The sequence below is a fragment of the Streptomyces sp. NBC_00442 genome (assembly GCF_036014195.1).
Taxonomy (GTDB): Bacteria; Actinomycetota; Actinomycetes; order Streptomycetales; family Streptomycetaceae; genus Streptomyces.
Window position 1 is genome coordinate 3657947 of sequence record NZ_CP107918.1, and the last position, 12466, is coordinate 3670412.

The following is a 12466-nucleotide window of genomic DNA, read 5'->3' on the forward strand; positions in this document are numbered from 1 at the left end:
AGCCTCAGTACGAGAAGGCCATCGGCCGGTCGGGGTCGCGGTCGTCCCCGCCGATCTTGGTGGGCGGATTGAGGTCGGCCTCGGTGAGCTCGGGCGGGCCGGCCTTCACGTACTTCACGAGCAGCCTGACCTCGACCACCGCGAGCACGGCGTAGAGCAGCGTGAAGACGATCATCGACGTGAGGACCTCGCCCTGCGAGACGCTGGGGGAGACCGCGTCCCGGGTGCGCAGTACGCCGTAGACGACCCAGGGCTGGCGGCCCATCTCGGTGAAGATCCAGCCCCACGAGTTGGCGATCAGCGGGAAGCCGAGCGTCCAGACCGCGAAGAACCAGTACCACTTGGTCAGGCGAGTCCCGAGCGCCGTGTTCTTGAAGAGCACCAGGTTGGGCACTTCGTCCTCACCGGTCCTCAGCCCCGGAGCCAGCATGAACTTCTTACGGGTGAGCCAGAGCCCGGCCAGGCCGATGACGAAGGACGTCATGCCGAAGCCGATCATCCAGCGGAAGCCCCAGAAGGTGACCGGAATGTTGGGCCGGTAGTCGCCGGGCCCGAACTTCTGCTGCTCGGCCTTGTTGACGTCGTTGATGCCGGGGACGTACGAGGAGAAGTTGTTGTCGGCGAGGAAGGACAGGACGCCGGGCACCGAGATCTCGACGTCGTTGTGGCCCTTGGCCACGTCACCCACGGCGAAGATCGAGAACGGCGCGGGCTTCTCGCCGTCCCACAGGGCCTCGGCGGCGGCCATCTTCATCGGCTGCTGCTTGAACATGACCTTGCCGAGCGAGTCGCCGCTGACGGCCGTGAGCAGCCCTCCGATCACCAGGGTGACCAGGCCCAGCCGCAGCGACATGCGCATCACGGGGATGTGCTTCTTGCGGCGCAGGTGGAGGGCGGCGACGCCGACCATGAACGCGCCACCGGTGAGGAAGGCCGCGGTCAGGGTGTGGAAGACGACGACCAGGGTGGTGTCCTGGGTCAGGACCTTCCAGAAGTCGGTGAGTTCCGCGCGTCCGGTGACCTTGTTGAGCTTGAAGCCGACCGGGTGCTGCATCCAGGAGTTGGCCGCCAGGATGAAGTAGGCGGACAGGATGGTCCCGATGGAGACCATCCAGATGCAGGCGCAGTGGATCTTCTTCGGCAGCTTGTCCCAGCCGAAGATCCACAGCCCGATGAAGGTCGACTCGAAGAAGAAGGCGATGAGCGCCTCGAAGGCGAGCGGGGCACCGAAGATGTCGCCGACGAAGCGCGAGTAGTCGGACCAGTTCATGCCGAACTGGAATTCCTGGACAATGCCCGTGACCACACCCATCGCGATGTTGATCAGAAAGAGCTTGCCCCAGAACTTGGTCGCCTTGAGGTACTTGTCCTTGCCGGTTCGCACCCAGGCGGTCTCCAGGCCGGCGACGAGCGCGGCGAGCGAGATCGTCAAGGGGACGAAGAGGAAGTGGTAGACGGTGGTGATGCCGAACTGCCATCGCGCCAGGGTCTCCGGCGCCAGAGCCAGGTCCACGTCGGCACTCTCCTTACATCGCCGTGGTCACAGCCGCAGGCTTGCCCCTTTAATCCGCCCGATCACGGGAGGAAGCGGGACACGCTTGTGAACGCGTTCACATTCACAAGCATTATGTCGTACGCACTGTCGAGCCCCCCAGGGGGGTCCCCTAGGGCGTGCGCCACATCTGCGCCACCGGGCGGAGACGGGAAAGAACGGGCGCGGGGGCGGGAAAGATGCGGGCACAGAGAAGGGGAAAGCGCGGGCGCAGGAGCGGGAGAGGTGTGGGCACAGGGGGCGGGAAGGCGCAGACGCAGGGGCGGGCGTGGACACCCTCTTCCCATCGCTTTCAACATCTTGTTGAATGCGGCGCCATGGAGAACCAGCTACGGATACGCATCTCATGGCCCGCGGGCAGCCTCACCGCGACCCTTGAGGAAACCCCCACGAGCACGGCGCTCGCGGGGGCACTCCCGATCACGTCCACCGCCCACACCTGGGGCGAGGAGGTCTACTTCGACACCCCGGTCTCCCTGGCCCAGGAACCGGACGCGCGCCAAGTGGTGGAGCCGGGCACGGTGGCGTTCTGGACCGACGGCGACGCGCTCGCGCTGCCGTACGGCCCCACCCCGATCTCGCGCGGTGACGAATGCCGGCTCGCCAGCCCCTGCAACATCCTCGGCCGGATCGACGGCGACCCCCGGCAGCTCGCCACGGTCCGCTCCGGCGACCCGATCCGGGTCGACGCCATCTGACCGAGCGGGCGCCGCGTACGTCAGACCTGCTTGCGGAAGCCCTCCGCGACCTTGAGGAACAGGTCGTTGGCCTCGCTCTCACCGATCGTGACGCGCACGCCCTCACCGGCGAACGGCCGGACCACGACACCAGCGGCCTCGCACGCCGCGGCGAAGTCGACCGTCCGCTCCCCGAGGCGCAGCCAGACGAAGTTCGCCTGCGTCTCGGGCACGGTCCAGCCCTGCTGCACCAGACCCTCGTACACCCGGTCCCGCTCGCACACCAACGAGCCGACGCGGCCCATCAGTTCGTCCTCGGCACGCAGCGAGGCGACCGCCGCGTCCTGGGCGAGCTGGCTGACCCCGAAGGGCACGGCCGTCTTGCGCAGCGCCGCGGCGACCGGCTCGTGAGCCACCGCGAACCCGACCCGCAGCCCCGCGAGCCCGTACGCCTTGGAGAAGGTGCGCAGGACGGCCACGTTCGGACGGTCCCGGTAGATCTCGATGCCGTCCGGCACCTCGGCGTCGCGGATGAACTCCCGGTACGCCTCGTCGAGGACCACCAGGACATCGGAGGGCACCCGGTCGAGGAACCGTTCCAGCTCGGCCCTGCGCACCACGGTGCCCGTCGGGTTGTTCGGGTTGCAGACGAAGATCAGCCGGGTCCGGTCGGTGATCGCGTCCGCCATCGCGTCCAGGTCGTGCACATCGCCCGGGGTCAGCGGCACCCGGACCGACTTCGCTCCACTGATCTGGGTGATGATCGGGTACGCCTCGAAGGAGCGCCAGGCGTAGATGACCTCGTCGCCGGGGCCCGACGTGGACTGCACCAGCGACTGCGCCACCCCCACCGAGCCGGTGCCCGTGGCCAGGTGCGCGTGCGGCACCCCGAAGCGCTCGGCCAGCTCGTTCATGAGCCCGGTGCACGCCATGTCCGGGTAGCGGTTGAAGGCGCCCGCGGCCGCGACGGCGCTCTCCATCACGCCGGGGAGCGGCGGGTAGGGGTTCTCGTTCGAGGACAGCTTGTAGGCGACCGGCCCCTCGGACGCGGCCGCGGGCTTACCGGGCTTGTAGGTGGGGATGCCGTCCAGCTCGGCGCGCAGCTTGGGGCTCGTCTCGCTCACCGCAGGTCCTCCTCGACCGTCGCGTACAGATGCTGTGCACGCCGCCGCGGACAGCTCCGTACACATCCAATACTCCTCACCTTATGAGGATTCGGCTTCCCTGCGAATAGCGGACGGGACGCCGGTTCCGGCGGGCCGACGAGCAGGGGGGGAGCGCTCGCCGCCCTGGCGCGCGCCGGTGGCCCGCGCCCTGGCGCGCATCACCCGTGAAGGTGAGTTGAGACCTCTTCGAGACCTCGGACAGGTGGCAGCCGCCCAGGGATCGACAAGCGCCACCACAACGTCCGACCCATGAACTCCCTTGCAAGGCAAGGTCATTGACTGTTTTTGATCATGCAGAAACGTGCCTGTCAACGCGTGCATATGCACCCGGGCCAACCGCGCGTCATCGCCCTACTATCGGCACGCCATGACAGCAGCAGGGAAGCACCAGGTGAGCCGGTCGACCGGTCGCCGGCTGGGGCGGGCGGGCATTCGGGACGTGGCCGCCGCCGCCGGTGTCTCCATCACGACCGTCTCAGACGCGCTCAACGGCAAGGGCCGGCTCCCCGACGCCACCCGCCGCCACGTCCGCGAGGTCGCAGACCGGCTGGGCTACCGCCCATCCGCAGCGGCCCGCACGCTCCGTACCGGCAAGTCCGGCCTCATCGGCCTGACCGTGACGACCTACGGGGATGAACCTTTCACCTTCACCGAATTCGCCTACTTCGCCGAGATGGCGAGAGCCGCGACCTCCGCGGCGCTGGCCCGCGGCTACGCCCTCGTCATCCTTCCCGCCACCTCACGCCGCAGCCCGGCGGACGTCTGGTCGAACGTCGCCCTCGACGGCACCGTCGTCATCGACCCCTCCGACCAGGACCCCGTCGTCACCGAACTCGTACGCCAGGGCCTTCCCGTCGTCTCCGACGGCCGCCCGGCGGGCAGCCTGCCCGTCACGGCGTGGGTGGACAACGACCACGAGGCCGCCGTGCTCGACCTGCTCGACCATCTCGCCGCAGCCGGCGCCCGCCGGATCGGACTGCTCACCGGAACCACCACCGACACCTACACCCGCCTGTCCACCGAGGCCTATCTGACCTGGTGCGGACGGGTCGGCCAGGACCCGGTGTACGAGTCCTACCCGGCCCACGACCCCTGTGCGGGCGCCGTCGCAGCCGACCGGCTGCTCGCCCGCCCGGACCGGCCGGACGCCGTCTACGGACTCTTCGACCCCAACGGCACCGACCTGCTCGCGGCCGCCCGGCGCTACGGGCTGCGCGTACCGGAGGACCTGCTCCTGGTGTGCTGCAGCGAATCCACCGTGTACGCCACGACCGAACCGCCCATCACCACCCTCTCGCTGAAACCACGGCGCATCGGCACGGCCGTCGTCCAGCTGCTCATCGACGCGATCGAAGGGATCGACAACGGCCACCCCATCGAGCAGGTGATACCGACGGAACTGATCGTGCGGACGTCGTCCCAACGCCGTCCGCCGCGCACCACGGTCAGCCCGCCGCGCTCACCGGCGCAGGGCCAGTCCGGTCCGTCCGGCCAACCGGGTCAGCCCGGACAGAACTGAGGGGGCGTCCGGCCGGGTGACACCACCCGGCCGGACGATGGGGGCCCCGGGCCGTCAGAACGGCGAAGATCAGCCGGGATCGGACCGCCACATTGAGGACATAACCACCCGCTAACCCTGCTCGCACCCGGATTGACCACCCCTGGTGCGTCACACAGCATGAGGCGCATTCCTATGATGGGCGCACGACACCACGGATCGCTGCCCGACCTGGCGGATCCCACGGTGTACGGCTGCGCGACGGTGGTGGAGGGGTCGATGACTCAGGGGGCCGGTCAGGGACCCGTGCGGACGGAGACGTTGCGTGACTTCCGGGTGCCGCCGTACGCGCAACAGACCCCCGTGCCACCACCCGGGGAACAGGGCTCGTGGCCGCCGCCGCCCGCTCCGGAACTCCACCAGGAGCCGGCGGCCCCGGGGTTCCACCCGGCGCCCGGGTCCGTGGAACCTCGCCCGATGACGGCGACTCCGGAATTCCGTCAAGAGCAGCCGGCCCCGGAGTTCCGTCCGGAGCCCCCGGCCGCCCCGCCCGGGGCGCCCGCGCCCCAGGAGCCCGCGGCGGTACCCGGCGCAAGCGCCTATCCAGGTGACGAGCCGCCCGAGGGGTACACCCCGACCGCCCGCGACCTCCCGATCATCAACCGGGGGGACACCGTCCAGGTGCCCGTGGTCGAGCCCGCCCCCGTGCAGACGCCCGACGGCCCCGGCCCGCTGTACGTCGTCGGAGATGTCCACGGCTACCTCGACGAACTCCTGGCCGCCCTGCGCCGGCAGGGACTCATCGACGAATCCGGCAACTGGGCCGCCGGCACCGCCCGCCTGTGGTTCCTCGGCGACTTCACCGACCGCGGCCCCGACGGCATCGGCGTCATCGACCTGGTCATGCGTCTCTCCGCCGAGGCCGCGGCCGCCGGCGGCTACTGCAAGGCCCTCATGGGCAACCACGAACTGCTGCTCATCGGCGCCAAGCGGTTCGCCGACACCCCGGTCAACTCCGGCGCGGGCACGGCCACTTTCCAGGCTGCCTGGCTGCTCAACGGCGGCCAGAAGTCCGACATGGACCGGCTCCAGGACGTACACCTGCAGTGGATGTCCCGTCTCGACGCGATCGAGCAGGAGGACGACCACCTGCTGATGCACTCCGACACGACCGCCTATCTGGACTACGGCGACTCCATCGAGGCGGTCAACGACACCGTCCACGCGATCCTCAACCGCAACGACGCCGACGAGTGCTGGGACCTGTTCCGCAAACTCACCAAGCGGTTCGCGTTCCGCGACGGCCCCGACGCCGCCCGCGAGCTGCTCGCGGCGTACGGCGGGCGGCGCGTGGTGCACGGCCACAGCCCGATCCCGTATCTGCTCGGCGAGGTCGGCACCGAGGACGGCGAGGAGGACTCGCGCCCCGTGGTCGAGGGGCCGCACCTGTATGCCGACGGTCTTGCCATCGCCATGGACGGCGGCGTGACCATGGCCGGAAAGCTGCTGGTCCAGCAACTCCCGCTGCATGACTGACGGGTGACCGGGAAGGCGTTCAGCAAAGCGCCGGGTATGCCATTTCCGGAAACACCCTGTCTCCCGGTGCCGTAGCGGCTCTACCATCGGGTTATCCGTAGCAGGCTCTCCTCCGTTTCCGCCCAACTGCCCGTTCACCAGGCGGGCTTCCCGGCCCTACGGAGCATCGGGGGATGCACATGAACAGCGCTCCGCACCTGCTTCCCGAGGACCGCCAGGAGTTCGAGCGGATCCTCGACGAGGCGCTGCGCACCGCGCACGAACGGCCCGGTCTTTCCGGTATCGGCGAACGCCTCAACGCCGTGCAGCTGCGCACCATGGTGCTGGCCGCCGGCACGTTCATCACCGAGCGGGCGGGGCCCGAGTACGACAACTACGTCAAGGCGCGCCAGGCGTTGAGGGCATCCGGCGACGCCACCACCCACGACTCGGCCCTGCTGCTCACCGACGGCACACCGCTGGAGCCCTCGGGCGCGGGCGTCGGCGCCGTCGTCACCGTGCTGGCCCCCGTGCTGGCAGGCACCGCTGCCGCGATCTTCCTGCTGGTCGGCTACATCCTGAAGATGCTCAACCCGGTGCCCACGTTCGCCGGCACCATGGTGACGGCCGGCTGGTTCTTCGGCGCGCTGACCGCCGCCGCGATCCTCGCCGCCGCCGTCGGGCTGCTGATCACGGCGGTGCGCAACGGCGCGACGCAGGTGGTGGCCGTCGACGAGGCCCACGAGGCGGACGCGCCGGACGAACACGTCCAGGAACTCTCCCGCGCCCGCGAGGCATGGCGCCACGCCCTCCTGGAGCGCGGCATCTACCCCTTCCTGCGCGACGCGCTCGCCGACCCGAGCGTCGACCCCGCCGCCCCGGCACGCCGCCGCCCGACCGGCCGGATCCCCTCCCTCGGCTACGACCGCCCGGGTTTCGACAGCCCCGACCAGGGCGACTCCCCCTCCGGCCACCCCAGCTTCACCAGCCCGGACTTCACAAGCCCCGACTTCGGGGGCCCGGAACGCCAGCCGGACTGATCCGCCCGCGCTCGGCGGCCGCTCCCGGAAGCCATCGGCTCCCGGGGCAGCGCGCCGCTCTTCGCCTCAGTCGGCGATCGGCAGATAGACCCGGTTGCCCGCGTCCGCGAACTCCTTGGACTTCTCCGCCATCCCGGCCTCGATCTCGTCCGACTTCAGGTCGCCGCCGTGCTCGCGCCGGATGTCCTGGGAGATCTTCATCGAGCAGAACTTCGGGCCGCACATCGAGCAGAAATGCGCGGTCTTGGCCGGCTCCGCGGGCAGCGTCTCGTCGTGGAACTCCCGGGCGGTGTCCGGGTCGAGGGCCAGGTTGAACTGGTCCTCCCAGCGGAACTCGAACCGGGCGTCCGAGAGCGCGTCGTCCCACTCCTGTGCGCCCGGGTGCCCCTTGGCCAGGTCCGCGGCGTGGGCGGCGATCTTGTACGTGATGACGCCGGTCTTCACGTCGTCACGGTTGGGCAGGCCGAGGTGCTCCTTGGGCGTGACGTAGCAGAGCATCGCGGTGCCCCACCAGGCGATCATCGCCGCACCGATGCCGGAGGTGATGTGGTCGTAGGCGGGCGCCACATCGGTGGTCAGCGGCCCCAGGGTGTAGAACGGGGCCTCTTCGCAGATCTCCTGCTGGAGGTCGATGTTCTCCTTGATCTTGTGCATCGGGACGTGTCCCGGGCCCTCGATCATCGTCTGTACGTTGTGACGCTTGGCGATCGTGTTGAGTTCCCCGAGCGTGCGGAGCTCCGCGAACTGCGCCTCGTCGTTGGCGTCCGCGATGGATCCGGGACGCAGGCCGTCGCCCAGCGAGTACGTCACGTCGTAGGCCGCGAGGATCTCGCAGAGCTCCTCGAAGTTCTCGTACAGGAACGACTCCTTGTGGTGCGCCAGGCACCAGGCCGCCATGATCGACCCGCCGCGCGAGACGATGCCGGTCTTGCGGCGGGCGGTCAGCGGCACGTAGCGCAGCAGGACACCGGCGTGGACCGTCATGTAGTCGACGCCCTGCTCGGCCTGCTCGATGACGGTGTCCTTGTAGATGTCCCAGGTCAGGTCCTCGGCGCGGCCGTCGACCTTCTCCAGGGCCTGGTACAGCGGCACCGTGCCGATCGGGACGGGCGAGTTGCGCAGCACCCACTCGCGGGTGGTGTGAATGTTGCGCCCCGTGGAGAGGTCCATGACCGTGTCGGCGCCCCACTTGGTGGCCCAGGTCATCTTGTCGACCTCCTCCTCAATGGAGGAGGTGACCGCGGAGTTCCCGATGTTGGCGTTGACCTTCACCAGGAACCGCTTGCCGATGATCATCGGCTCGATCTCGGGGTGGTTGATGTTGGCCGGCAGCACGGCCCGGCCCGCCGCGATCTCCTCGCGGACGACCTCGGGGGAGACGTTCTCGCGGATCGCGACGTACTCCATCTCCGGGGTGATCTCGCCGCGCCGGGCGTACGCGAGCTGGCTGACGGCCTGGCCGCCTCGGCCGCGGCGGGGCTGGCGCGGGCGGCCGGGGAAGACCGCGTCGAGGTTCTTCAGGCCCCCACGCGGCGAGGTGTGCTTGATGCCGTCGTCCTCGGGCCGGACCGGACGCCCGGCGTACTCCTCGGTGTCGCCGCGCCCGATGATCCAGTTCTCCCGGAGCGGGGCGAGACCGCGGCGCACATCGGTGTCGACGGCGGGATCGGTGTACGGCCCCGACGTGTCGTACAGCGTCACGGCCTTGCCGTTGGTGAGGTGCACCTGGCGGACCGGCACCTTGAGGTCGGGGCGCGATCCCTCGACGTACCCCTTGTGCCAGCCGATGGACTTCCCGCTCTCCTCAGTGCTGGAGGCAGGCGTGCGTGTGTCCTGAACGGTCATGAGACCTACTCCCTACGCCGGCATTACCCGGTAACAGGTTCGGCGGTCGGCGCAGCCTCTTCCGTACGGTTCGTACGGTATTCAGCGCCCTCTCAGCCCGGTGCTCCGAGCTCCCGCGTGTGCAAAGGTGCCACCACGCTAGCGCCCTCACTGGCGCGCTGAACAGAGGGCCCCCTCTGTTCTTGCGATGATCGGGCGGTGACCTCACCAGAACCGCACCCTCCGCACCCTCCCGGCGGATCCGGCCACGGACACGGCCACTCGCACAGCCACGGGCCCGCCGCACCCGTGTCGAAGCACCTGCGCAAAGTCATCGCCGCGGTGCTGATTCCCTTCTCCACGGCGGTACTTGTGGGGCTCGTGGTGCTCTGGCCCGGTGGCGCTCCACCGCATCAGCGGACCGGGGTCGGCTTCGACCGCCAGACCCAGCAGGCCAAGGTCATTAAAGTGGACAAAGTGGACTGCGCATCGGTCAACGCCGGTCAAGCTCCATCGAACGGCGACACCTCCACCGCCGAGAGCCGGCAGGCAAGGGAGGAGGCTCCGAGGAAGTGGTGCGGGAAGGCCACCGTCGAGGTCACCTCGGGCAAGGAGAAGGGCCGCACCTTCACCGAGATCGTCCAGCCCGACTCGCCCCGCCAACTGCGCGCCAGCCAGGGCGTGATCGTCTCGTACGCGCCCGACGCGCCGCATGACCTGCAGTATTCGGTGACCGATGTGAACCGGCGGTTCCCGATGGCCCTGCTCGCGGGGATCTTCGCCCTCGCGGTCGTGCTCGTCGGCCGGCTGCGCGGGGTGATGGCGCTGGTGGCACTGGTGGTCTCGTTCGCCGTCCTGACCCTGTTCATCCTTCCGGCGGTGTTGCAGGGTTCCAATCCGCTGCTTGTGGCGGTGGTCGGCGCAAGCGCCATCATGCTGATCGCGCTCTACATGTGCCACGGCCTGTCCGCACGCACCTCCGTCGCCGTCCTCGGCACCCTCGTCTCACTGATGCTGATCGGCGTGCTCGGCTCGCTCTTCATCGGCTGGGCCGCGCTCACCGGCAACACCGACGACAACACCGGCCTCATCCACGGCCTCTACCCGAACATCGACATGTCCGGCCTGCTGCTCGCCGGCGTCATCATCGGCTCCCTCGGCGTGCTCGACGATGTGACGGTCACCCAGACCTCCGCCGTCTGGGAACTGCACGAGGCGAATCCGACGATGGGCCCGCGGGGGCTGTACCGGGCGGGCATCCGGATCGGCCGGGACCACATCGCGTCGGTGGTCAACACGCTGGTACTCGCCTATGCGGGCGCCGCGCTGCCCCTTTTGCTGCTGTTCTCGATCGCGCAGAGCAGTGTGGGCACCGTGGCCAACAGCGAGCTCGTGGCGGAGGAGGTCGTGCGCACCCTCGTCGGATCGATCGGGCTTGTCGCCTCGGTGCCGCTGACCACGGCGCTGGCCGCCCTGGTGGTCTCCGCAGACCGTGCGGCCCCCGACGGCCGCACGGCGCCGCGGCTGGTCGCGAAGCGCGGCGCGGGCGGCCACCGCCGCAGGAAGTAGCGGGTCAGCCCGCCAAGTAGCGGGTCAGCCCGCGTTCTCCTCCGCCAGAATGCGTCCGAGCGCGTCCTCCAGGTGCTCGTCGAACTCCCCGAGCGTCCACTCCTGCCCCAGGGGGACGAGCTTGTCGGTGCGGTCGAGGAAGGCGACGAGCGGTGCCGCGCCGGCCCGGAACAGGGCCCGGTCGGCGCCCACTTGCAGCCGGATGTGCACGTCGGAGAGCTCGTCGGGCTCGCTGGGCTCGATGCGCACATCGCCGTCGCCGGTCGGCCCGTTGATGCCGTCGAGCAGCAGCTCCCGCCCGAAGGCCCAGGTGACGGGCGCGTCGCCGGGAAGGTGGAAGGTCATGCGCACCGCGTAGGGGTCCGTCGCCTCGTACGTCAGCTCCACCGGGATCCGGAAGGAAAGCTCCTCGGAGACGAGGAAGCTCATCATCACTTCTGCCTGAACCGACTCACGCATTCGTCACGTACCCCGCTTTAGCTGAAACCGGCCAGGAATGATCCCTCGGAGACTTCTTCACGCCATCGTGCTGTAAGTGCCAACAGATCACAAGGAGTGATATTTCAGATACTGATAGAGAGCACCAGGGAGCTGAGGAGGACGCCCACTTCGCCGCGGAGCTGCTCGATGGCCGGAAGCAGACGTTCCTCCTGGTGAAGGGGTACGGAAATGGCCATCGTCGCGGCGCTGGAACCGGCCGTGATCGGGATCGCGGCGCAGACGGTACCCAGGGCGTACTCCTGCCGCTCGACCACCGGTTGCATACGCTCCGTAGCCGCCAACCGCTCCGACAGGGCCCAACGGTCCCGCACGGTATAGGGCGTGATCGCCTCTACCGGGTGCCGGTCCAGGTAGTCCTCGCGGGCCCGGTCGTCGAGCTGGCTGAGCAGGCACTGGCCGATCGCGTGGGCGTGCCCGGTCTCGCGGAAGTCGGCCCACTCCTCGACGGCGGGCGCGGCGGGGGTGTCGGCAACCCCGGCGATCTCGATCTCACCCTCGCGGTAGACCGCGAAGTAGACGGGCACCCCGATGGAGTCCCGCCAGCGCGCCAGCGACCCGGCGATCTTGCTGCGACGATTCTGCAGTGCCCCGCCATGGGCCAGACGCTCGGCCGCGGGGCCGAAGACGAACACCCCGCTCTCGCGCCGCAGATAGCCCTCGTGCGTCAGGGTCCGCAGCAGGTGGTACGCGGTGGGGAGCGGCAGACCCGCCTCTCGCGCCAACTGCTTGGCGGGAGCGCCGTCGGTGTGCGACCCGACTGCTTCAAGCAGCCGCAGGGCTCGCTGGACCGAGCCGATCAGGGTAGGGACGGCGGCGTTCGAAGCCGTGGCCACAGGTCACCCCCAGGCGTACCGACGGGCGTCGCGCCCGCCCGCGGGGGCCGCCCCCGCGCGGCCGCCGCGCCTCGGGGTGCGGCGGCACGGGGTGCGTCGGCACGGGCCGGTTCGGGCCGGTGGTCTGGCGCGGCTGGAACCCGTGGTTCCCAGGGGGCGGCGGAGACTCGCCACTCTAATGGCCGACGCCGCGACGGAAGGAGGTTTGTCCAGGTCAATCCCCCGCTCGGGCTAATCCGCCGCACGCACTGACGGGGTTCGCCGCGCGGGCGGGCGCGGAAGGCGGCCGTG

Annotated in this window: 10 protein-coding genes; 5 read left to right on the forward strand and 5 right to left on the reverse strand. The window is 69.5% G+C overall.

Features of this window, described 5'->3' with window-relative positions:
* Window positions 1-4 precede the first annotated feature (4 nt).
* Window positions 5-1513, reverse strand: a complete 1509-nt coding sequence (locus OG432_RS16560; protein WP_328311702.1) for a cytochrome ubiquinol oxidase subunit I — start codon at window positions 1511-1513, stop codon at window positions 5-7.
* Between the two features lie 356 nt (window positions 1514-1869).
* Here OG432_RS16560 and OG432_RS16565 point away from each other — a divergent pair, with 356 nt between their 5' ends.
* On the forward strand, window positions 1870-2250 hold the full coding sequence (locus tag OG432_RS16565; RefSeq protein WP_328311703.1) for a cyclophilin-like fold protein: 381 nt from the start codon (window positions 1870-1872) through the stop codon (window positions 2248-2250).
* Window positions 2251-2270: 20 nt separating this feature from the next.
* Here OG432_RS16565 and hisC read toward each other — a convergent pair whose 3' ends face one another.
* A complete protein-coding gene (gene hisC / locus OG432_RS16570; protein WP_328311704.1) occupies window positions 2271-3353 on the reverse strand; it encodes a histidinol-phosphate transaminase in 1083 nt (360 codons plus the stop codon).
* A 409-nt stretch (window positions 3354-3762) separates the two neighbouring features.
* On the opposite strand from hisC, the gene OG432_RS16575 reads away from it, so the two are divergent.
* The 3 genes from OG432_RS16575 to OG432_RS16585 all read left to right on the forward strand — a co-directional run bounded on the left by OG432_RS16575 (window position 3763) and on the right by OG432_RS16585 (window position 7448).
* Complete coding sequence (locus tag OG432_RS16575) at window positions 3763-4914, forward strand: LacI family DNA-binding transcriptional regulator (RefSeq protein ID WP_328311705.1); 1152 nt, start codon at window positions 3763-3765, stop codon at window positions 4912-4914.
* A gap of 258 nt (window positions 4915-5172) precedes the next feature.
* Window positions 5173-6429, forward strand: a complete 1257-nt coding sequence (locus tag OG432_RS16580; RefSeq protein WP_328315133.1) for a metallophosphoesterase — start codon at window positions 5173-5175, stop codon at window positions 6427-6429.
* A gap of 173 nt (window positions 6430-6602) precedes the next feature.
* Window positions 6603-7448 (forward strand): hypothetical protein, encoded by an 846-nt coding sequence (locus OG432_RS16585; protein WP_328311706.1) that lies wholly within the window; start codon window positions 6603-6605, stop codon window positions 7446-7448.
* Window positions 7449-7514: 66 nt separating this feature from the next.
* On the opposite strand, the gene thiC is transcribed toward OG432_RS16585, so the two are convergent.
* Window positions 7515-9293, reverse strand: a complete 1779-nt coding sequence (gene thiC, locus OG432_RS16590; RefSeq protein ID WP_328311707.1) for a phosphomethylpyrimidine synthase ThiC — start codon at window positions 9291-9293, stop codon at window positions 7515-7517.
* Between the two features lie 198 nt (window positions 9294-9491).
* Here thiC and OG432_RS16595 point away from each other — a divergent pair, with 198 nt between their 5' ends.
* Complete coding sequence (locus tag OG432_RS16595) at window positions 9492-10841, forward strand: YibE/F family protein (RefSeq protein ID WP_328311708.1); 1350 nt, start codon at window positions 9492-9494, stop codon at window positions 10839-10841.
* Window positions 10842-10865: 24 nt separating this feature from the next.
* Here the strand turns inward: OG432_RS16595 and OG432_RS16600 are convergent, their stop codons facing one another.
* Window positions 10866-11300 (reverse strand): SsgA family sporulation/cell division regulator, encoded by a 435-nt coding sequence (locus OG432_RS16600; RefSeq protein ID WP_328311709.1) that lies wholly within the window; start codon window positions 11298-11300, stop codon window positions 10866-10868.
* 104 nt (window positions 11301-11404) lie between these two features.
* On the reverse strand, window positions 11405-12175 hold the full coding sequence (locus tag OG432_RS16605; protein ID WP_328311710.1) for an IclR family transcriptional regulator: 771 nt from the start codon (window positions 12173-12175) through the stop codon (window positions 11405-11407).
* Between the last annotated feature and the right edge of the window lie 291 nt (window positions 12176-12466).

Excerpts from the sequence above, each read along its gene's own strand:
- OG432_RS16575 (WP_328311705.1), top strand. The coding sequence starts at position 3,763 with ATGACAGCAGCAGGGAAGCACCAGGTGAGCCGGTCGACCGGTCGCCGG.
- OG432_RS16600 (WP_328311709.1), bottom strand. The coding sequence starts at position 11,300 with ATGCGTGAGTCGGTTCAGGCAGAAGTGATGATGAGCTTCCTCGTCTCC.
- OG432_RS16580 (WP_328315133.1), top strand. The coding sequence starts at position 5,173 with ATGACTCAGGGGGCCGGTCAGGGACCCGTGCGGACGGAGACGTTGCGT.
- OG432_RS16565 (WP_328311703.1), top strand. The coding sequence starts at position 1,870 with ATGGAGAACCAGCTACGGATACGCATCTCATGGCCCGCGGGCAGCCTC.
- thiC (WP_328311707.1), bottom strand. The coding sequence starts at position 9,293 with ATGACCGTTCAGGACACACGCACGCCTGCCTCCAGCACTGAGGAGAGC.
- OG432_RS16585 (WP_328311706.1), top strand. The coding sequence starts at position 6,603 with ATGCACATGAACAGCGCTCCGCACCTGCTTCCCGAGGACCGCCAGGAG.